The 21,404-nt window shown below is 72.3% G+C and carries 16 protein-coding genes and 1 pseudogene; 9 read left to right on the top strand and 8 right to left on the bottom strand.

Annotation, left to right across the window (positions count from 1 at the left end):
• Window positions 1–92: 92 nt before the first annotated feature.
• Genes JSY13_RS11335 through xylB form a run of 4 tightly spaced genes read right to left on the bottom strand, consistent with a single transcriptional unit; the run spans window position 93 to window position 4,463 of the window.
• Window positions 93–1,055 carry a phosphotriesterase family protein gene (locus JSY13_RS11335; RefSeq protein ID WP_259606761.1) on the bottom strand — a complete coding sequence of 321 codons (963 nt, stop codon included), beginning with the start codon at window positions 1,053–1,055 and terminating at the stop codon, window positions 93–95.
• Window positions 1,055–2,002, bottom strand: coding sequence for a shikimate dehydrogenase family protein (locus tag JSY13_RS11330; protein ID WP_259606760.1), 948 nt, complete (start codon window positions 2,000–2,002; stop codon window positions 1,055–1,057). Before JSY13_RS11330 ends, JSY13_RS11335 begins: the two co-directional genes overlap by 1 nt.
• An 8-nt stretch (window positions 2,003–2,010) precedes the next feature.
• On the bottom strand, window positions 2,011–2,985 hold the full coding sequence (locus JSY13_RS11325; protein WP_259606759.1) for a phosphoglycerate dehydrogenase: 975 nt from the start codon (window positions 2,983–2,985) through the stop codon (window positions 2,011–2,013).
• On the bottom strand, window positions 2,961–4,463 hold the full coding sequence (gene xylB, locus JSY13_RS11320; protein WP_259606758.1) for a xylulokinase: 1,503 nt from the start codon (window positions 4,461–4,463) through the stop codon (window positions 2,961–2,963). The genes JSY13_RS11325 and xylB overlap by 25 nt, the downstream gene beginning before the upstream one ends.
• Before the next feature lie 76 nt (window positions 4,464–4,539).
• Here xylB and JSY13_RS11315 point away from each other — a divergent pair, with 76 nt between their 5' ends.
• Both JSY13_RS11315 and JSY13_RS11310 read left to right on the top strand, forming a co-directional pair.
• Window positions 4,540–5,136, top strand: coding sequence for a glucose-6-phosphate isomerase family protein (locus tag JSY13_RS11315; protein WP_259606757.1), 597 nt, complete (start codon window positions 4,540–4,542; stop codon window positions 5,134–5,136).
• 86 nt (window positions 5,137–5,222) lie between these two features.
• Entirely contained in the window at window positions 5,223–5,591 is a 369-nt protein-coding gene (locus JSY13_RS11310) for a VOC family protein (protein ID WP_259606756.1), read from the top strand.
• 30 nt (window positions 5,592–5,621) lie between these two features.
• Here the strand turns inward: JSY13_RS11310 and JSY13_RS11305 are convergent, their stop codons facing one another.
• Window positions 5,622–6,161, bottom strand: a complete 540-nt coding sequence (locus JSY13_RS11305; RefSeq protein WP_259606755.1) for a CGNR zinc finger domain-containing protein — start codon at window positions 6,159–6,161, stop codon at window positions 5,622–5,624.
• Window positions 6,162–6,200: 39 nt separating this feature from the next.
• Here JSY13_RS11305 and JSY13_RS11300 point away from each other — a divergent pair, with 39 nt between their 5' ends.
• From JSY13_RS11300 to JSY13_RS11280, 5 genes are all read left to right on the top strand, one after another.
• Window positions 6,201–7,241, top strand: coding sequence for an EamA family transporter (locus JSY13_RS11300; RefSeq protein WP_259606754.1), 1,041 nt, complete (start codon window positions 6,201–6,203; stop codon window positions 7,239–7,241).
• A 56-nt stretch (window positions 7,242–7,297) separates the two neighbouring features.
• Window positions 7,298–7,957: a GntR family transcriptional regulator gene (locus JSY13_RS11295; protein ID WP_259606753.1), complete on the top strand. Its 660-nt coding sequence runs from the start codon at window positions 7,298–7,300 to the stop codon at window positions 7,955–7,957.
• Complete coding sequence (locus JSY13_RS11290; RefSeq protein WP_259606752.1) at window positions 7,954–9,480, top strand: MmgE/PrpD family protein; 1,527 nt, start codon at window positions 7,954–7,956, stop codon at window positions 9,478–9,480. Before JSY13_RS11295 ends, JSY13_RS11290 begins: the two co-directional genes overlap by 4 nt.
• 187 nt (window positions 9,481–9,667) lie before the next feature.
• Window positions 9,668–10,579, top strand: a complete 912-nt coding sequence (prpB, locus tag JSY13_RS11285) for a methylisocitrate lyase (RefSeq protein ID WP_259606751.1) — start codon at window positions 9,668–9,670, stop codon at window positions 10,577–10,579.
• A 40-nt stretch (window positions 10,580–10,619) separates the two neighbouring features.
• Window positions 10,620–11,750: a bifunctional 2-methylcitrate synthase/citrate synthase gene (locus JSY13_RS11280; protein ID WP_259606750.1), complete on the top strand. Its 1,131-nt coding sequence runs from the start codon at window positions 10,620–10,622 to the stop codon at window positions 11,748–11,750.
• Between the two features lie 30 nt (window positions 11,751–11,780).
• On the opposite strand, the gene JSY13_RS11275 is transcribed toward JSY13_RS11280, so the two are convergent.
• The 3 genes from JSY13_RS11275 to JSY13_RS11265 form a co-directional block, all read right to left on the bottom strand.
• Entirely contained in the window at window positions 11,781–12,596 is an 816-nt protein-coding gene (locus tag JSY13_RS11275) for an ROK family protein (RefSeq protein WP_259606749.1), read from the bottom strand.
• A gap of 18 nt (window positions 12,597–12,614) precedes the next feature.
• The gene (locus JSY13_RS11270) at window positions 12,615–13,151 is read right to left on the bottom strand and encodes a putative antibiotic biosynthesis monooxygenase (protein WP_259606748.1); all 537 of its coding nucleotides are present in this window, start codon (window positions 13,149–13,151) and stop codon (window positions 12,615–12,617) included.
• Window positions 13,152–13,260: 109 nt separating this feature from the next.
• Window positions 13,261–14,076, bottom strand: coding sequence for an aldo/keto reductase (locus JSY13_RS11265; RefSeq protein WP_259606747.1), 816 nt, complete (start codon window positions 14,074–14,076; stop codon window positions 13,261–13,263).
• A gap of 52 nt (window positions 14,077–14,128) precedes the next feature.
• Between JSY13_RS11265 and JSY13_RS11260 the strand changes: the two genes are divergently transcribed.
• On the top strand, window positions 14,129–15,307 hold the full coding sequence (locus JSY13_RS11260; RefSeq protein WP_259606746.1) for a thiolase family protein: 1,179 nt from the start codon (window positions 14,129–14,131) through the stop codon (window positions 15,305–15,307).
• A 380-nt stretch (window positions 15,308–15,687) separates the two neighbouring features.
• Window positions 15,688–21,227, top strand: a pseudogene (gene pulA / locus JSY13_RS12760) (pullulanase-type alpha-1,6-glucosidase).
• The last annotated feature ends 177 nt before the right edge of the window (window positions 21,228–21,404 follow it).

Genomic DNA, 21,404 nt, shown 5'->3' with positions numbered 1-21,404 from the left:
GGCAGGGCCTCTCGCCTCCGGGCGAGGGGCCCTTTCCGTGCCTGAGGACCTCAGCTCCGTGCCTGAGGGCCTCAGTTCCGTGCCTGAGGGCCTCAGTCGCCGAGGGCGAGCAGGCGTGCGGGGTTGGCGACGAGCATCCGCTCCACGGCCTCGTCGCCGAGGAGCGCCCGCAGCCGCGGCAGGTAGCGCTCGCCGAGGTAGGCCAGGCCCGGCATGCCGCCGTAGGCGATGTAGCGGGTGCGGCGGGCGACGTCGCCGCCGAGCACGATCCGGTCGCCGGCGCCCTGGGCGACGGCGGCCTCGGTGAGCGCCAGCAGCTCGGCATCCGATCGGGTGCGCGGCCGGGCGAAGCCGTCGTAGCCGAGGTAGGCGCCGCGCTCGGCCAGGGACGCGTGCAGCCCGGGATCCGGGTCGCGGTCGGCATGCGCGAGCACGACGCGGTCGGATGCCACGCCCTCGGCCGCCAGCAGGTCGAGCACCTCGTGCGCGGCCGTGCAGAACTCCAGGTGCACCATGATCGGCGCGCCGGTCGCGCGGTGGGCCGCGGCTAGGGCGATCAGCGTGGTGCGCTCGAAGGGGCTGATCCGCCAGTAGTCGGCGCCGCCCTTGAGCATCCCGGCGCGCACCGGCGCCCCGGAGGGGCCCTGGGCGCGCGGGCCGGACGGGTCGTCGTCGCGCGCCGGCATCCCCTCCGCCACCTCGCGCGTGAACAGCGCCGCGAGCGCGTCCTCGTCCATCCCGTGGGCCGGATGCCCGGCGGGGTAGTGCGCCTCGCGGTGGCGGCCGGTCGTGGCGACGACCCTCAGCCCGGTGGCGGCGCTGATCCGCGCCACGGCGGCCGGATCGCGCCCGAGCCCGAAGGGCGTGGCGTCCACCATGGCCTCGAAGCCGCTCGCCTTCAGCAGCGCCGCCTCCTCGCCGGAGGCGGCCTCGTAGTCGAGCTCGTCGCCGGGCAGCAGCGGCGAGACCTGGAACAGGTGCTCGTGGTAGTCCACCCGGCCCAGCGTCGCCGGGTCGACGTCGCCGAGGACCGTGCGCACCGGGCCGGCGGACATCAGCGCACCGACTCCGCGGCGGCGGCGAGCTCCTCGACGACGGCCGGCGTCAGGTCGAGCTCGAACACGTCGGCGACGACCTGCGACCAGCCGTGGATGAAGTACCGCCAGCCGTCCTCCACGTGCAGGCCGCGCGTCTCCTGCTGGGCCCGCGCCTGGTGCAGGAACTCCAGCGATCCGCGGTAGTTGAACTCCCACGCCCAGGCGCCCTCGGGGAAGACGACGGCGTCGCTGAGCGGCGAGCCGGGCCGGTCCTTGCCGAGGCCGGTGGCGTTGGCGATCACGGTCCCGGCCGGGGCGGCCGCGACCAGGGCGTCCGCCTGCTCGGGCGTCTCGGTGACCACGTAGCGGATCAGGTCTTCGCGGGTGCCGTGCTGGCGGTGCACCTGGCGCAGGTGGTCGAGCTTGTCCTGCGAACGGGCGGTGACCGTGACCAGGGCGGGCGCGTCGGCGCGCTCGGCGAGGGCCCAGCTCAGGGCGGTGCCGGAACCGCCGGCGCCGAGGATGACGACCTCGGCGCCGGTGCGGGCGAAGTGGTCCGCCGGCAGGAAGTCGTTCAGCGCGAGGTCCACGGTGATCGGGTCCTTCGCGCGGCCGATCAGCCGGTCGCCGCGCTTGGAGATGCTGGAGATCTCCGCGCAGGACACCGCGAACGGGTCGAGCTCGTCGAACAGGTCGGATGCCGCGGCGTACACGTTCATCTTGTGCGTGGTCACCAGGGCGCCGCGGTGGTGCGGGTCGTCGCGGATCTGCTCCACCATCGCGCGGTACTGCGCCGGTTCGGCGTCCATCGGCAGGTCGTGCCCGATCAGGGTGCGCGTTGGCAGCCCCAGGATGTCGGCCCAGAGCGGGAAGACCTTCATGATCGACGACGAGGCCGTGGTCACGCCGACGAAGCCCATGTAGTCGGCGGCGGGGGCGGCGGCGGTCTCGGGGGAGGGGGTCATGGGGTCTCCTAGCGGGTCACGAGATGGGTCGGCTCCTCGCCGCGCAGCACGGCGAGGACCTCGTCGAGCGACATCCGACCCATGTTGTCCACGGCCTGCGTGGTCTGCGCGCCCAGGTGCGGGGTGACGATCACCCGGTCGGCGAGGTCGGCGGTGAGCAGGGGGCTGCCGGAGGCGGCGGTGTCGCCGTCGAGCGTGTCGGCGGCATACGCGGAGAGGATGCCGGAGCGCAGCGCATCCGCCAGGGCCTGCTCGTCGACGAGGTCGGGGCGGGCGGTGTTCACCAGCGCCGTGCCGGGGCGGATGCCGCTGAGCCGTTCCGCGTCCACCAGCCGCTGGCCGCCGGGGGCGTGCAGGGTGATCACGTCGGCGGTGCGGAACAGGGCGTCCAGCTCGACCGGATCGGCGCCCGCGGCCCGGACCGCGTCCTCGGGGAGGAACGGGTCGGCGGCGAGGATGCGGGGGCCGAAGCCGCTCAGCCGCCGGGCGACGCCCTGGCCGATCCGGCCGAAGCCGACGATCCCCACGGTCGCCGCGCCGAGCTCGCGGCCGCGGCGCACCGACCAGTCGCCGCCGCGCACCCGCCGGTCGCCGTCCGGGATGAACCGCAGCGCGGCCAGCATGAGCCCCACGGCGTGGTCGGCGACGGCATCCGCGTTCGCCCCGGGCGTGTTCGTGACCGGGATGCCTCGGGCCGCGGCCGCTGCGAGGTCCACCGCCTCGGTGCCCACGCCGTACCGGGCGATGATCTTCAGCTTCGGGGCTGCGGCGAGGTGCTCCTCGGTGATCGGCCCGGTGCCGGCGATCCAGGCATCCGTGCCGTGCAGCAGGGCCCGCAGCTCGCTCAGGTCGTGATGGGCGGGCCCGCGCATGATGCGGTGCCCCGCGGCGGTCGCGCGGGCGACCAGGTCGAGGTCGCCGTCCGAGAAGGAGCGGCTGGTGACGAGGATCACGGCCATCAGCGCGGCCTTCCCGCGAACCACGGCGCGAGGGCGGTGTAGGCTTCGGTGAACCGGGCGTGCCGCTCGACGTAGACCGCGTGCCGCGCGGCATCCGGGGTGAACTCGGCGGTGACCTCGCTGAGGGCCCGCGCCGCGGAGAAGTCGGCGAGGCCGAGGCCGGCGGCGGCGGTCACCGCGGCGCCCAGGCTGTTCGCCTCCTCGACGATGGTGCGCCGGCGCACCGGCACGCCCCACACGTCGGCGAGGATCGCCAGCCAGGCGTCGCTCTGCGCCCCGCCGCCGACCGCGTCGATGCGGTCGATCACGGCGCCCGACTCGCGGAACGCGTGGATGCAGGTGAGCAGGTTGAACGCCACACCCTCGAGCACCGCCCGGACCAGGTGGGCGCGGGTGTGGTGCCGGCCGATGCCGACGAAGGCGCCGCGCGCGTCCGGATCCCACAGCGGGGCGCGCTCGCCGAGCAGGTAGGGGAGGAAGTAGAGGTCCTCGGTGTCCAGCGGCGCGTCCGCGGTGCCCGCGGCCTCGGCGGTGAGCCGTCCCGTCTCGGGGTGCGTGGGGTCGGGGGAGAGCGCCTCGGCGATCCACTGCACCGACGCACCGCCGGCCTGCATGGTCGCGGTCGGCACGAAGGACCCGGGCACGACGTTGTCGAAGGTGAACGTCCGCATCCCCGGGTCGTGCAGCGGGGCATCCGCCGCGAACGAGATCCACGAGCTCGTGCCGAGGCACACGTACGCGCCGTCCTCGGGGGCGACGATGCCGGAGCCGACGGCGGCGAGCGGCCCGTCGCCGCCGCCCATCACGACCGGGACGGATGCCGGCAGGCCCAGCGCCGCGGCGGCGGCATCCGTCAGCGTGCCGGCGATCGTGGTGGACTCGAGGATCTCGGGGAACAGCGCCGGGTCGAGCCGCGCCGCCTGCAGCACCTCGTCGGACCAGGTGCCGGCCTGCTGGTCGTAGGCGTTCGTGCCGGAGGCGTCGGAGCGGTCGGTGGCGAGGCGGCCGGTGAGGCGGAGGACGATGAAGTCCTTCGCGACGCACACCCGGCGCACGCGCGCCCACACGTCCGGCTCGTTGTCGCGCACCCACATGATCTTCTCGACCGAGTAGGTGGGGTTCAGGCGGTGCCCGAGCACCCGGTACGCGTGCTCGGCGCCGAGGGCCTGCTCGAGCTCGCGCTGCTGGGCGCCGGAGCGCGTGTCGGCCCAGATGATCGCGGGGCGGGCCGGCTCGCCCTGCGCGTCCAGCAGCACCGCGCCCATCATCTGTCCGCTGACGACCAGGCCCGCGACGGATGCCGGTTCGGTGCCGGTGCGGGCGACGAGGTCGCGGGTGGCGGCGACGACGGCATCCCACCAGTCCTGCGGGTTCTGCTCGGCGATCCCTCCGTCGGCGAAGCGCGCGGGGTAGGGCACCGTGACCGAGGCGACGAGGCGCCCGTCGTCGTGATGCAGGGACGCCTTGTTGCCGGTCGTGCCGAGGTCGTGCGCGATGATCACAGTTCTCGCCAATCGATGTCGCGGTTTCGGGTGTTTCGGAGTATACCTGTAATTACAAGTTATGAGGAGGCCTTTCGTGAGCACCGCTGTGGACACCCCCGTCGTCCTGGAGATCGCGCCCGAGGGCGGTATCGCCGGGCGGACCCGCCGCTACGAGAAGTTCCTCGGCGACATGGCCGGGGTGTACCGCGACGAAGCCGCCTGGCAGGCCGCGGTGGCCGAGCGCGGCGCGGACGAGCTCGTCTACTGGGTGGACGACCACCGCTATCAGGAGGGGCCGGGAGCGCTCATCGTCGGCACCAGCACGCTGCTGCCGGGCCGCATCGGCGACGAGTTCGCGGTCACCCGCGGGCACCTGCACGCCATCGCCGACCGCGCCGAGCTGTACCACTGCCTGAGCGGGCACGGCGTGATGCTGCTGGAGACCCTGGACGGGCAGTCGACGGCGATCGAGCTCACCCCGGGCAAGGCCGTGAACGTGCCCGGCCACTGGATCCACCGCAGCGTGAACGTGGGGGACGAGCCGTTCGTCACCCTGTTCTGCTACGCCGCCGACGCCGGGCAGGACTACGCCGTGATCTCGGACGCCGGCGGCATGAAGAACCTCGTGGTCGCGGACGGCGACGGCTGGGCTCTGGTCCCGAACCCCGACCACCGCGGCTACCGCCGCTGACACCCGGCCCGCCTCTTGTCCTCCCCTCCGCGGAGGAGCAGACTGACCCCCGGCTGCCGACCCCGGCGGCCGGGAGGAGCAGGGACATGGCACACGGCGACATCACCCACATCGACATCCCGGTGAGCGACATGGCGAGGGCCACGGCGTTCTACTCGGGCCTGTTCGGCTGGCAGATCGCGGAGATGCCCGGGTTCGAGGGCTACCCGATGTGGCAGGCGCCGAACGGCATCTCCGGCGGCGGGCTCGCCCCGCGCGACGCCGACTTCACCCAGCCGCGCTCGTACGTCGAGGTGGACTCGATCGACGACACGATCGCGGCGGCCGAGGCCGCCGGCGGCTCGGTCGCGATGGGCAAGCAGCCCATCACCGAGACCAGCGCGTGGGCGGTCATCGTCGACCCCGACGGCAACCACATCGGCCTGTTCGAGGGCGTGGTGAACCCGGAGGGCTGAGCCCCGTCGGCTCTTGCGTGCAGCGCCCGGTCAGTGCCGGGCGCTGCGGCGTGCCCGGTAGGCCGCCACGGCGTTGCGGTTGGCGCAGGTGGTCGAGCAGTAGCGCTTCGAGCGGTTGCGTGACAGGTCGAGCGCGAGCGCGTGGCATCCGTCGTCCGCGCACACCGAGATGCGGCCGCCCTCGTCGGCGCGGATGACGTCGATCAGCGCCATCGTGGTCTCGATCAGCACGCGCTCCGCGAGCGGGCGGTCGTCGGCGACGGCGTGCAGATGCCAGTCGAGGCCGTCATGCCGGCGCAGCTGGGGCATCAGCGTGGACTCGGCGAGGGCGGCATTGACCTGCGCCACCATCTCGTCGCGCGGGGCGAGCAGCATGGCGCGCAGGCGCGGGCGCAGGGCGCGCAGCTCCTCGAGCTCGGCGGCGTCGCGGTCGATGCGGCCGGTGTACGGGTACGCCGTGAGGAACCGCTCCTCGTCCTCGAGGGTGACCAGCGTGTCAGGGTCCTCGGCGGAGTTGACCAGCCAGACCGCCGCCCTCAGGGCATCCTCGGTGTCATCGGTGAAGATCACATTGACATCTTACATGGCGCGGGAGTAGCGTCACATGTCATGAGCAGGGTCACCAATGACATCCGTCGTCCCGGGCTGCGGCGCGGCGCGAACGCGGGCGTGCTGTTCGCGCTCGCCGCGGCGCTCTCCTTCGGCACCTCCGGCATCTTCGCGCGGGGGCTGATCGACGCCGGCTGGTCGCCGGGCGCGGCCGTCACCGTGCGGATGTGGGTGGCCGCGCTCGTGCTGCTCGTACCCACGCTCCTCGCGCTGCGCGGCCGCTGGGCCAGCGTGCGCCGCAACGCCGGCATGATCGTGCTGTACGGCCTGCTCGCCGTCACCGCCGCGCAGCTGTGCTACTTCCAGGCGGTGGCCGTGATGGATGTCGGCATCGCGCTGCTCATCGAATACACCGCCCCGATCGCGGTGATCCTGTGGCTGTGGCTGCGCCGCGGCGAGAAGCCCACCCGCCGCAGCATCCTCGGCGCGGTCGTGGCGTTCGTCGGGCTCGTGCTCATGCTCGACGTGCTCACCGGCGCCCAGGTGCACCTCGGCGGCATCCTCTTCGCGCTCGGCGCGATGGTGGGCGCCGCGACCTACTTCGTGCTGTCCGGACGCGCGGACACCGGACTGCCGCCGATCGCCCTCGCCGGGCTGGCGCTGATGATCGGCGCGATCGGGTTGACGGTCGCCTCCGCCGTCGGCCTGCTCCCGTTCGCGTGGACCACCGCCGACGTGGACTTCCGCTTCGTCACCGTGCCGTGGTTCGTGCCCGCCATCGCCGTCGGCGTGCTCTCCACCGCGCTCGCCTACAGCTTCGGCATCGTCTCGACACGCATGCTGGGCTCGCGGGTGGCCTCGTTCCTCGCGCTCTCCGAGGTCGTCGCGGCGATGGTGTTCGGCGCGCTGCTGCTCGGGCAGGTGCCCGGCCCCGCACAGGCCCTCGGCGGCGCGCTCGTGCTCGCCGGCGTGATCATGGTGAAGCTCGGCGAGCCCGCGGTGGCGGATGCCGAACCCCCGGTGACGGCGCCGGAGCCGCTGGCGATCCCGGCGGCCGAGGCGACCGTCCCGGCGGGCACCGAGCGGAATGTATACATATAACGGACGGAGATCGCCCCGCACTGGCGTGAGCCGGGGATTATGCATACACTGAGCGCATGATCACCGCGGCTGACCGTCTAACGGCCAGTGAACGCGCCTACGCGACCCTCCTCGAGGAGATCCAGTCCGGCGCTCTGCCCGCCGGCGCCGTGCTCGCCGAAGTGGAGCAGGCCGAACGGCTCGGGATCAGCCGCACGCCGCTGCGCGAGGCGCTGCGCCGCCTCGCCGCCGACGGCCTCGTCGTGCAGCAGTCGCCGCGGGTGACCGTGGTCGCCGGCATCGACACGGACGACATCCGTGCCTTGTTCGAGATCCGCCGGGCGCTGGAGGAGACGTCGGTGCGGCTCGCCGCGCAGCGCGGCGACGCCGCCGTCTTCGCCGGGCTCGCCGACGAGTTCTCCCGTGTCGATCTCCGTGCGGATGCCGGACGCGACGCCTACTACGCCCTCATCGCCCGCTTCGACGCCGCGCTGGATGCCGCGGTCGCCAACGACTACATCGCCGCCGCGCTGCGCACCGTCCGCACCCACCTCGGGCGGGTGCGGCGGATGGCGCGCGACAAGCCGGAGCGACTCGCCGCCTCGGCATCCGAGCACCGCCTGATCGCCGGAGCGCTCGCCGCGCGCGACGCCGAGCTCGCCGCGCACGCCACGCACGTCCACCTGCACAACGCCCTCGACAGCATCCTCGAATCCCTCACCGAAGGAGCAGCATGACCGTCACCCATCACGTCCGCGTGCACCGCAGCGACGAGAACCTCGAACGCCCCGGCCAGCTCGCCTGGAAGATCGCCGAGGTCGCCGCCGACCCGGTCGAGGTCGAGCCCGAGGTGGTCGACATGATCGTGAACCGGATCATCGACAACGCCGCCGTCGCCGCGGCATCCCTCACCCGCCGCCCGGTCTCCGCCGCGCGGGCGCAGGCGTTCTCGCACCCGGTGTCGACGGGGGGCGCCGGCGCGACCGTCTTCGGGGCGGCGCTCGACCGCCGCACCAGCCCGGAGTGGGCGGCCTGGGCCAACGGCGTCGCCGTGCGCGAGCTCGACTACCACGACACCTTCCTCGCGGCGGACTACTCGCACCCCGGCGACAACATCCCCCCGATCCTCGCCGTCGCCCAGCACCTCGGCAAGGACGGCGCCGCCCTCGTGCGCGGCATCGCGACCGGGTACGAGATCCAGGTCGACCTCGTCCGCGCGATCTGCCTGCACAAGCACAAGATCGACCACGTCGCCCATCTCGGCCCGTCCGCGGCCGCCGGCATCGGCACCCTGCTCGGCCTCGACGTCGAGACGATCTACCAGGCGGTCGGCCAGGCGCTGCACACCACCACCGCCACGCGGCAGAGCCGCAAGGGCGAGATCTCCACCTGGAAGGCGCACGCCCCCGCCTTCGCCGGCAAGATGGCGATCGAGGCCGTCGACCGGGCCATGCGCGGCGAGACCAGCCCGTCGCCGATCTACGAGGGCGAGGACGGCGTCATCGCCTGGATGCTGGACGGGCCCGACGCCGCCTACGAGGTGCCGCTGCCCGCCCCGGGCGAGCCGAAGCGGGCGATCCTCGACACGTACACCAAGGAGCACTCCGCCGAGTATCAGGCCCAGGCGCTCATCGACCTCGCCCGCCGCCTCGGCACCGAGCGACCGGAGCTGCGCGACCCGGCGAACATCGAGTCGATCGTCATCCACACCAGCCACCACACCCACAACGTGATCGGCTCGGGCGCGAACGACCCGCAGAAGTACGACCCGAAGGCCTCCCGCGAGACCCTCGACCACTCCATCCCGTACATCTTCGCCGTCGCCCTGCAGGACAGCACCTGGCACCACGTCGACTCGTACACGCCGGAGCGGGCCGCCCGGCCGGACACCGTCGAGCTGTGGCACAGGATCACCACGGCCGAGGACGCCGAGTGGACGCGCCGCTACCACTCCACCGACCCGGCCGAGAAGGCCTTCGGCGGACGCGTCGAGATCCGCCTGGCGAACGGGGAGACCGTGGTGGACGAGATCGCCGTCGCCGACGCGCATCCGCTCGGCGCCCGCCCGTTCGGCCGCGAGGACTACATCCGCAAGTTCCGCATCCTCGCCGCCCCGGTGCTCGACGCCGCCGAGATCGACCGGTTCCTCGAGCTCGTGCAGCGGCTGCCCGAGCTGTCGGCATCCGAGGTCGCCGAGCTCTCCATCGTCGCCAAGGCGGGCGTGCTCGAGAGCGCGCCGGCGCCGAAGGGGCTGTTCTGATGCTCTCCGCAGGCTGTGGAACCGGTCGTGTGTCACGGAACGTGCGGGTTCGCCCGCCTGCATCCGACGTCTTCTGTGACGCGCCACGGCGGTGTGTCGCACAACCTGCGGGCGCCGCGCTGCGTAACCCGCAGATTCTGAGACACGCTCGACGGATCGCCGCCGGCCGGCTGCGAGGAGGACTCTGATGCTCTACGCGACCACCCCCGCGGCCGCGAAGCGGCGGCTGTTCCGCGAGCGGCTCGCCTCGGGGGAGCTGCTGCGCTTCCCCGGCGCGTTCAACCCGCTCTCGGCGCGGCTCATCGAGCGGAAGGGGTTCGAGGGCGTCTACATCTCCGGCGCCGTGCTGTCCGCCGATCTCGGCCTGCCCGACATCGGGCTCACCACGCTGACCGAGGTCGCCGCACGGGCCGGGCAGATCGCGCGGATGACGGAGCTGCCGGCGATCGTGGACGCCGACACCGGCTTCGGCGAGCCGATGAACGTGGCACGGACCATACAGGAGCTCGAGGACGCCGGCCTCGCCGGCGCGCACATCGAGGACCAGGTGAACCCGAAGCGCTGCGGTCACCTCGACGGCAAGAGCGTCGTCGACCAGGACACCGCGATCAAGCGCATCCGCGCGGCCGCCGACGCCCGCCGCGACGAGAACTTCCTGATCATGGCCCGCACCGATGTGCGCGGCGTGGAGGGGATGGAGGCTGCGGTCGATCGCGCCAAGGCGCTCGTGGACGCCGGCGCCGACGCGGTCTTCCCCGAGGCGATGCGCTCCCTCGCCGAGTTCGAGGCGATGGCGGATGCCGTGGACGTGCCGATCCTGGCCAACATGACCGAGTTCGGCAAGAGCGAGCTGTTCCCAGTGGACCGCCTGCGGGACGCCGGCGTGCGGATCGTAATCTGGCCGGTGTCGCTGCTGCGGATGGCGATGGGCGCGGCGGGCCGCGCGCTCGATACGCTGATCGACGAGGGGCACCTCACCGGCCGCCTCGGCGAGATGCAGCACCGCGCCGATCTCTACGACCTCATCGAGTACGAGTCGTACAGCCACTTCGACTCCGGCGTCTTCAACTTCACGATCGAGAAGCCCTCCGGTCGTTGAGCGGGACGCGAAGCGACGAGACGAAACGAAGGAGCACACAATGCCCGAGGACATCAAGAAGGGCCTCGCCGGAGTCGTCGTCGACACGACGGCCATCTCCAAGGTCAACCCCGAGACCAACAGCCTGCTGTACCGCGGATATCCGGTGCAGGAGCTCGCCGGCACCCAGCCGTTCGAGGCGGTCGCGTACCTGCTCTGGCACGGGGAGCTGCCGGATGCCGGGCAGCTGGCGCAGCTGCGCGCCGAGGAGCGCCGTAATCGCGCCCTCGCCGACGACGTGAAGGCGGCGATCGACCTGATCCCGCTCGAGGCGCATCCGATGGACGAGGTCCGCACCGCGGTGAGCGTGATCGGCGCGGCCGACACCAGTGCGGGCGGCTCGGTGCTGAACGCCGGCGGCAGTCCCGAGGAGAACCTCGCGCGCAGCATCCGTCTCTTCGCCGCCCTGCCGGCGATCGTCGCGTACGGGCAGCGGCGGCGTCGCGGCCAGGAGATCGTGCCGCCCCGCGACGACCTCGACTACTCCGCGAACTTCCTCTGGATGACCTTCGGCGAGATGCCCGACCCGGTCGTGGTCGACGCGTTCAACCGATCGATGATCCTGTACGCCGAGCACTCCTTCAACGCCTCGACGTTCACCGCCCGCGTGATCACGTCGACCCTCAGCGACCTGTACTCCGCGGTGGTCGGGGCGATCGGCGCGCTCAAGGGCCCCCTGCACGGCGGCGCGAACGAGGCCGTGCTGCACATCTTCGACGAGATCGGCGACGCCGCCAACGTGAAGCCGTGGCTGGACGAGGCGCTCGCCCACAAGCGCAAGATCATGGGCTTCGGGCACCGGGTGTACAAGCACGGCGACTCGCGCGTGCCGACCATGAAGGCGGCGCTGGACACGCTCATCGAGCACTACGGGCGCCCCGACGTCGCCGAGCTGTACGACACCCTGGAGCGCGAGTTCGTGGCACGCAAGGGCATCCACCCGAACCTCGACTACCCGTCGGGACCCGCCTACAACCTGATCGGCTTCGACACCCTCACCTTCACGCCGCTGTTCGTCGCGTCGCGGGTGACCGGCTGGACCGCGCACATCATGGAGCAGGGCGCCTCCAACGCCCTGATCCGCCCGCTCTCGGCCTACAACGGACCGGACGAGCGGCACGTCGCGGTCTGACGCCCGGCGATTCGAAGGTGAGAGGGGGCGTCAGCTGTGCAGGTAGGCGGTCTGGCTCGCCGCCCGGATCGCCATCTCCGCCGCCCCGAGCAGAGCGGCATCGGCCCCGAGTGAGGCGGGGATGATCGCCGGCACATGCTGGATCCGGCCCTCCAGACGCGACCGGAGTGCCGAGGCGACGAAGCGGGAATCACCGTCCAGTCCTTCGCCGAGCACGATGTACTCCGGGTCGAGGATGCTGGCGAGGGCGCCGAGGGCCCGGGCGATGTGGTCGAGCACATCCTCGGCGATCGGTCGCGCGCGCTCGTCGCCGGCGTGGGCGAGCGCGATGAGCTGCATCGCGGTGAGTCCGCCGTCGTGTGGGATGCCGGCCGCATCCGCCTGCCGGGTGATCGTGGCGGCGCTGAGCCGGGTCTCGAGGTCGCCGGCCTCCTCGAATCGTCGTTCGAAGGAGCTGGACTCCACGAGCAGGAAGCCGATCTCGCCGGCCGCGGCGTTCGCCCCCCGGTAGAGGGAGCCGTTCGCGACGATTCCGGCGTCCAGGCCGCGTTCGAGCAGCAGCGTGACGAAGTCGGGGCTCTTCCGGCCGATCCCGCGGTGCAGTTCGCCGATCGCCAATGCGTTCGCATCGTTCTCGACGAGCACCGGCGCGCTGAAGCCGCTCTCGAAACGAGAGATCGTGGCACCCGTCCAGTGGCTCGCGTCGAGACCGGTCACCTCGCCTGATCGCGCGATGATGCCGGTCACCGAGACGCCGGCGGCGAGCACGCGAGTGCCGCGCCGATCGCCCAGGCCTTCGAGCTCGGCGGCGATGCCACCATCCTCTCGTCTTTCCTGCGCCGACACCGTGCGCGGCGCGGCGGCTCACCGGTTCAGCCAGCTCCGCAGCATCCGTGTCACCCGGGGCAGCACCCAGTACGTCATGATCGGCGTGAGCACGACCGTCGACGCGAGCGTGCGCAGCCACAGCGGCAGGACGTCCCAGCCCGGGACGGGGGAGGCGGCGTAGGCGAAGGCGACGCTCAGTGGGAAGAAGCCCAGCCAGATCGACACCGCCTGCTTCCAGCGCGGCGGCGTGTGCACGACGGTGACGCCGGTCGTGCCGGTGCGGTCGGCGTTCGGCATCGGGATGCTGCCGGTGGAGGGCTCGTCGAACCAGCCTTCGATGCCGGTGCGCCGCTGCGTCCGCTCGCTGCGCACGAAGCCCTCGCCCATCGACAGCCACCACTCGCGCTCGGGCGAGGTCTCCCACGCCGCCAGGGTCTCCTCGTTCGCGAAGCGGTACAGCATGTCCGGGCACCGGTTGGCGAGGTTCACGCCGGTCTGCACCCAGACGGTCGCCTCGGCGATGCGGGCCGGATCGACCTCACGGCGGATGGACACGGTGATGGGCTCGGACATGGGTGGGGTCCTCGGGTGCGGGCTCGGGTGTGAGCGGATGCGGCGGCGGGTGGCCGGATACGAGTGTAGGCCCGGATACGAGTAGGCGAGGCGCGCCCGCGTCTCTCCGCTACAGCATCTCCAGCGGCACCGGATGCCGCGGGGCGGGGAAGCGCCGGTCGATCTCGTCCAGCACGTCGTCGGGCAGCGCGACCCCGAGCGCGGCGGCGTTCTCCCTGGCGTGCGCGACCGAGCCCGCCTTCGGGATCGCCAGGACCTCCCCGGAGCGGACGACCCAGGCCAGCACGAGCTGCGCCGGGCTGAGGTCGACGGATGCCGCGAGTTCGGCGAGGCCGGGGTCGTCGAGCAGCCGCGCCTGCTCCAGCGGCGAGTACGCCATCGCCGGGATGCCCTGCGCGTGCAGCAGGGGCAGGAGGTCGATCTCGGGACCGCGGCGGATCGGGTTGTAGAGCACCTGATCGGTGGCCGCCCCGGCGGGCAGCTCGGCGAGGTCGTCGGGGTCGAGGTTGCTCACGCCCCACGCGAGGATGTCGCCGTCCGCGCGGAGCCGCTCGAAGGCGGCGACGGTCTCGTCGAACGGCACCGCGCCGCGCCAGTGCAGCAGGTACAGGTCGAGACGGTCGGTGCCAAGGCGCTCCAGGCTGGCCTGGGCGGCGCGCCGCACGCCGGCGGCATCCGCGTGGGAGGGCAGCACCTTGCTGACGAGGAAGACCTCGTCGCGCCGCCCGGCGATCGCCTCGCCGACGAGCCGCTCGGAGCGGCCGCCGCCGTACATCTCCGCCGTGTCGATCACCGTGAGCCCGGCGTCCAGCCCGGCCCGGATGGCGGCGATCTCCTCGTCGCGCCGGGCGGGGTCGTCGCCGACGAACCAGGTGCCGATGCCGATCTCGGGAACCACGGGGCCATGCGGGAATCGGATGCTCATGACTCCACCGTACGGCGGCCCCGGCGTCGCTTGCGCGGGTGAGAATGGGGGCATGAGCAGCGAAGCCGTGGTCGTCGACGTCGTCCGCACGCCCGTCGGGCGCGGCAAGCCTGGCGGGGCGCTGTCGGCGGTGCATCCGGTCGATCTGGCGGCGGGCGTGCTGCAGAGCATCCTCGGCCGCAACGGACTCGAGTCGGAGCAGATCGACGACGTGCTGCTCGGCTGCGTCAGCCAGGTGGGCGACCAGGCGATGAACATCGCCCGTCAGGCCGTGCTCGCCGCCGGGATGGACGTGACCGTGCCGGCCACGACGATCGACCGTCAGTGCGGGTCGAGTCAGCAGGCCGTGCACTTCGCCGCGCAGGGCATCGCCGCCGGGGCCTACGACGTCGTGATCGTCGGCGGGGTGGAGTCGATGAGCCGCGTGCCGCTGGGCTCGTCGGCCGCGGGCGGCACGCCGATGTCGCCGCGACTGCGCTCGCGCTACCCGGAGGGGCTGGTGAACCAGGGGGTCAGCGCCGAACTCATCGCGCATCGCTGGAACCTCGGCCGGGAGCAGCTGGACGCGTACGCCGCTGAGTCCCACCGTCGTGCGGCGGATGCCTGGCGCGAGGGCTTCTTCGACCGCACGGTCATCCCCGTCCCCGAGGCGCCGGATGCCCGCGGGGACGAGACCGTCCGCGATGGGACGACCGTGGAGAAGCTGGCGGCGCTGCCCGCCTCCTTCCGCACGGATGCCCTCGCCGAGCGCTTCCCCGAACTGGAGTGGCGCATCACGCCGGGCAACTCCTCGCCCCTCACCGACGGGGCCTCGGCGGCCCTGATGATGAGCGCGGCGCGCGCGGACCGGCTGAGCCTCACGCCGCGCGCCCGTTTCCGCGCCTTCGACGTGTTCGGCGACGACCCGATGTTCATGCTCACCGGACCGATCCCGGCCACCCGGCGCGTGCTGGAGCGGGCGGGCCTGACGATCGACGACCTCGACGCCTACGAGGTCAACGAGGCCTTCGCCTCGGTGCCGTTGGCCTGGGCGGCCGAGCTCGGCGCCGATCCGGCCCGGCTCAACCCGCGGGGAGGCGCGATCGCCCTCGGCCACGCACTCGGCTCCTCCGGCACCCGCCTGCTCGGCACCCTGATCGACCACCTCGAGGCCACGGGCGGCCGCCTCGGCCTGCAGACCATGTGCGAGGGCGGCGGCATGGCCAACGCGATGATCATCGAGCGCCTCTAGCCGGCCGGAAAGACCGGCCGGAAAGAGAGGACCCCCGCCGACCCGATTCGGCGGGGGTCACGCGGTCGGAGACCGCGGCGGGAGCACAGGACGGCTCACCGCGGCGCGACATCCGGCACCCGATCCGGTCTGAGGCCTCGTTCGCGCAGTCACTGTTCTACGGGCCGGAGGTGGCCGCGCGGTGAACCCGGGGTGAAGATCCGTCGCCCTCACCGCGGACTGGAAGCGTTTGCCCAGCAGATGCCCGAGAATCCTCGGCCTCGTCCGCATCGCCGCCAAACTTTCTGCAAACGCTTGCACGACGTCCGTCGCCCCTGCTACCGTCGCCCACAGCGATCCGGGCACGCCGCCGTGCCCTCCCCAGCCCCCAGGGAGAACCCGTGTCGAAGACGACAGCCTCACGCCGTGCCGCCCTGCTCGCCATCGGCGCGCTCGCCGCATCCCTCCTCGGTGCCGCCGCGCCCGCGCCGGCCGCCGCCGCCGACCGCACGGTCGCCCTCGTCGGCGACCTGCAGTCCGAGCTCGGCTGCCCCGCCGACTGGGCGCCCGACTGCGCCGCCACCGACCTCGCCGCCACCGGAGCCCCCGGCGTATACTCCGCCGCGTTCGAGGTGCCCGCCGGCAGCTACCAGTACAAGGTCGCGCTCAACGACAGCTGGGACGAGTCCTACGGCCTCGACGGCGGGGGTGAGAACATCCCGCTCACGATCGCCGGGCCCGCCACCCTCCGCTTCACCTTCGACGACACGATCAAGCGGGTCGGCGTCGAGGTGTCCGACCTTCGCGGCGGCTACACCTCCGACGACGACGCCCTCGCTGCCGCACCGGTGCGCCAGCCCGGCGCCGGCGAGCAGTTCTACTTCGTGATGACCGACCGGTTCGCGAACGGGGACGCCGCGAACGACACCGGCGGGCTCGAGGGCGACCGGCTGGTCACCGGCTTCGACCCGACGAACAAGGGCTTCTACCAGGGCGGCGACCTCGCCGGCCTCCGCCAGAACCTGGACTACATCGAGGGTCTCGGCACCACCGCCATCTGGCTCACCCCGAGCTTCGCCAACCGCCCCGTGCAGGGCACCGGCGACGCGGCATCCGCCGGCTACCACGGCTACTGGGTCACCGACTTCACCCGCATCGACCCGCATCTGGGCACCAACGAGGAGCTCGCCGCGCTGATCGACGACGCGCACGCGCGCGGCATCAAGGTGTACTTCGACATCATCACCAACCACACCGCCGATGTCATCGACTACGCCGAGGGGCAGTACTCCTACATCGACCAGGCGACCCGCCCGTACACCGACGCGAGCGGCACGCCATTCGATCCCGCCGACCACGCCGGCAGCGGCGCCTTCCCGGCCCTCGACCCGGCCACGAGCTTCCCGTACACGCCGGAGATCGCCGAGGCCGACCGCGAGCTCAAGGTGCCGTCCTGGCTGAACGACCCGACCCTGTACCACAACCGCGGCAACTCGACCTGGACCGGCGAGTCGGTCACCTACGGCGACTTCGACGGTCTCGACGACCTGATGACCGAGCATCCCACCGTCGTGAACGGCTTCGTCGACGTCTACCAGGACTGGATCGACCTCGGCATCGACGGCTTCCGCATCGACACCGTCAAGCACGTGAACTTCGAGTTCTGGGAGACGTGGACCCGCGAGGTGCTCGACTACGCGCACGCTCAGGGCAACGACGACTTCTTCATGTTCGGCGAGGTCTACGACGCCGACCCAGTCAAGCTCGCCCCGTACGTCCGCGACACCGACATGAACTCGGTGCTCGACTTCACCTTCCAGTCCTCCGCGGTCAGCTACGCCTCCGGCAACTCCGCCAAGGGGCTGCAGTCCCTCTTCGCGGGGGACGACCGGTACACCACGCCGGATTCGTCGGCCACGGCCCTGCCCACCTTCCTCGGCAACCACGACATGGGGCGCGTGGGCTCCTTCCTGCGTTCGACGGATGCCCCGCTGGCGCGCGACGAGCTGGCGCACGAGCTGATGTTCCTCAGCCGCGGCCAGCCGGTCGTCTACTACGGCGACGAGCAGGGCTTCGCCGGCCCCGGCGGCGACAAGGACGCCCGTCAGACGCTGTTCGCCACCGAGGTCGCCGAGTACGCGAACCAGGCGCTGGTGACCGGCGAGCAGGCCGGCTCCGTCGACCGGTACCACACGAACGCCCCGCTCTATCAGCACATCGCGACCCTGTCCGCCCTGCGCGAGGCGCACCCGGCGCTGGACGCCGGCGCGCAGATCGAGCGGTACGCGGCATCCGGTCCGGGCGTGTACGCGTTCTCGCGCGTCGACGCCGGGGAGAAGGTCGAGTACCTCGTCGCGGTGAACAACGCCACCAGCGCACAGACGGTCGACCTCACCACGCTCACCGCGGAGGCGTCCTACGCCGTGCTCTACGGGGACGCCGCCCCCATCGCCACCGACGCCGGGGCGGCGACCTCGATCACGGTGCCGGCGCTGTCCGCCGTGGTGTGGAAGGCGCCGCCGAGGACACCGAGCCGCGCGTCTTCCACGACGTGCGCGGTCTCGACAGCGGCACCCTCCTCGAGTACCGCGCCGTGACGACGGATGCCGCCGGCAACCGCGCCGCCGCATCCACGTACGCCTCGGTCGGCAACGCCGTCACCCTCACGCCCGGCGAGGAGCCGGAGTCGCCGATCGACATGGTGACCGTGCCCGGCAGCCTGAACTCCGAGCTCGGCTGCGCCGGCGACTGGGACCCCGCCTGCGAGAAGGCGAAGCTCACCCTGCGCGCCGACGGCGTGTGGGCGGGCACCTTCGACCTGCCCGCCGGCGACTACGAGTACAAGGTCGCCGTCAACGGCAGCTGGAGCATCAACTACGGTGCGAACGGCGTGCCCGACGGGCCCAACATCGTCATCAGCCACGCCGGCGGCCCGATCACCTTCTACTTCGACCCGCGCACCAACATCGTGCAGTCCACCGCCGAAGGCCCGATCGTCACGCTCCCCGGCTCGCTGCAGAGCGAGCTCGGCTGCGCCGGCGACTGGGCGCCGGACTGCCTGGCCACGCTGATGGCAGACGCCGACCGCGACGGCGTGTTCGAGTTCTCCACCGACGACCTGCCCACCGGCGCATACGAGGTGAAGGCGGCACACGGGCTGAGCTGGGCGGAGAACTACGGCGCCGACGGCGTCCGCGACGGCGCGAACATCTCGTTCAGCGCCACCGAGGGCAAGGTCACGAGCTTCCGGTACACCCTCGCCACCCACATCCTCGAGATCACCAGCGCCGACCCGCCGCTGCCCGGCACCGGCGAGCAGCGCGCGCACTGGATCGACGAGACCACCATCGCCTGGCCGGCGAACCTCGGATCCATCGACCGCGCCGCCTACCAGCTGTACTCCTCCGCGGACGCCGCCCTCGAGGTCGTCGACGGCGAGGTCACCGGCGCCGACCCGATCCCGCTCGAGGTGGTGGAGGGCGGGCTCACCGAGGAGCAGCTCGCGCGCTTCCCCGCGCTCGAGGGCTACCTCGCGCTGCGGGTGACGGATGCCGACGCCGCCGCGCTCCTGCGCACCCGGCTCGCCGTCGCGCAGCGCGACACGTCCGGCGCGCTGACGGCGTTCACCGGCGTGCAGATCCCCGGCGTCCTCGACGATCTGTTTGCGGCCGCGCTCGAGGACGTCGAGCTCGGCGTGAGCTTCGACGGCAAGCGGCCCGCCTTCCGGCTGTGGGCGCCCACCGCCCAGAGCGTCACGCTGCTGACCTGGGAGGCCGGCGCCGACGGCGACCCGGTCCGTCACGAGGCCGCCCGCGATGCGGCATCCGGAGTCTGGGAGGTCACCGGCGGCAAGGGCCTGAAGGGCGACGAATACCTGTGGGAGGTGGTCGTCTACGCCCCGGCCACCGGCCGGATCGAGACGAACCTCGTCACCGACCCGTACGCGGTCGCCCTGACGGTCGATTCCGAGCGCGCCGTCGCGATCGACCTCGACGACAAGAAGTGGCAGCCGAAGCAGTGGCGGAGGGCAGAGGCGCCGGCGGTGGAGCGCAACGTCGACCGCGCCATCTACGAGCTGCACATCCGCGACTTCTCGATCGGCGACGAGACGGTTCCCGCGGAGGAGCGCGGCACCTATCGCGCCTTCGCGCGTGACAGCGCCGGCACGGCGCAGCTGCGCGAGCTTGCGGATGCCGGCATCAACACCGTGCACCTGCTGCCGTCCTTCGACATCGCCAGCATCGAGGAGGACCGCGCGGCCCAGGCGCAACCGGCCTGCGACCTCGCCTCGTTCGGGCCGGCCGACACCGCCCAGCAGGAGTGCATCCAGGCCGTCGCCGACCAGGACGGCTTCAACTGGGGCTACGACCCCTTCCACTACCTCGCCCCCGAGGGCTCCTACGCCGTGAACCCGGACGGCGGCGCCCGCGTGGCGGAGTTCCGCTCCATGGTCGGCGCGCTGCACGGCATGGGCCTTCAGGTGGTGCTCGACGTCGTGTTCAACCACACCGCCGAGTCCGGGCAGGGCGAGCGCTCCGTGCTCGACCGGGTCGTGCCGGGCTACTACCACCGGCTCAACGCCGCCGGCGCGGTGGAGACCTCGACGTGCTGCCAGAACGTCGCCACCGAGCACCTGGCCGCGCAGAAGCTCATGGTCGACGCGATCGTGACCTGGGCCCGCGACTACCGGGTGGACGGGTTCCGCTTCGACCTGATGGGGCACCACTCCACCGGCAACATGCGGGCGATCCGCGAGGCGCTGGACGCGCTCACCGTGAAGAGGGACGGCGTCGACGGAAAGGCCGTCTACCTCTACGGCGAGGGCTGGAACTTCGGCGAGGTGGCGAACAACGCGCTGTTCGAGCAGGCCGTGCAGGGCCAGCTCGCCGGCACCGGCATCGGCACCTTCAACGACCGGCTGCGCGACGCCGTGCACGGCGGCAGCCCCGTCGACTCGTCGTCGACCTTCCGGCAGGGCTTCGGCACCGGGCTCGGCACCGACCCGAACGGCGACCCGATCAACGGCACCGTCGAGCAGGCGCTCGCCGACCTCGGCCACGAGACCGACCTGGTCAAGCTCGGCCTCGCCGGCAACCTCCGCGACTACGCGTTCACGACCAGCGACGGGCGGACCACCGCGGGCGAGGACATCGACTACCGCGGCTCCCCGGCCGGGTACGCCGAGCACCCGGACGAGGTGATCAACTACGTCGACGCGCACGACAACGAGACCCTGTACGACCTGTCGGTGCTGAAGCTCCCGCGGGACACCCCGATGGCCGACCGGGTGCGGATGAACACGCTGTCTCTCGCGACCGTCACCCTGTCGCAGTCGCCCTCGTTCTGGCACGCCGGCACCGAGCTGCTGCGCTCGAAGTCCCTCGACCGCAACAGCTACAACTCCGGCGACTGGTTCAACCGCATCGACTGGACCGGTCAGGAGTCCACGTTCGGCTCCGGGCTGCCGCCGGCGGCGGACAACCGCGAGAAGTGGCCGGTCATGGCGCCGCTGCTGGCGGACCCGGCGCTGAAGCCGGCACCGGCCGACATCGCCGCGGCCGAGGCATCCGCTCTCGATCTGCTGCGCGTGCGCGGCGAGGTCGACCTGCTCCGGCTCGGCTCCGCGGAGCTGATCGCGCAGAAGGTGTCGTTCCCGAACGGCGGGACGGATGCCACGCCCGGCGTCATCGTGATGCTCATCGACGACCTGCTCGGCGAGGACGTCGACCCCGAGCTGGACGGCGCGCTGGTGGTGTTCAACGCCTCGCCCGAACCGGTCGCCCAGACCGTCGGCGCGCTCGCCGGACGCGACTTCGCGCTCACTCCCGCGCAGGCGGAGGGAGCGGATGCCGTGGTCACGGCGACCACGTGGGACGCGGCGAGCGGCACGGTCACCGTGCCGGCCCGCTCCGTCGCGGTGCTCGTGGACGCGCAGGGGTAGCCGGGCGTTCATCCTGCACAGCCGGGCGCGTTCCGCGGATTCTCCACAGCGCCCGGGGTTCGGCGGTGACCGGGAACGCCCAGATCGTGCTGGTCTGGGAGCGCCGCGGCGGCGCCGGCATCCGCCCCGCCGACCGCGCCTGGTCCGATAGTAGGAAGCCCTAGCAATTGCACGGAT

The organism is Microbacterium neungamense, from assembly GCF_024971095.1.
Lineage (GTDB): Bacteria > Actinomycetota > Actinomycetes > Actinomycetales > Microbacteriaceae > Microbacterium > Microbacterium neungamense.
The sequence above is the reverse complement of the archived record's forward strand: the minus strand, read 5'-3'. Positions and strand labels throughout refer to the sequence as shown.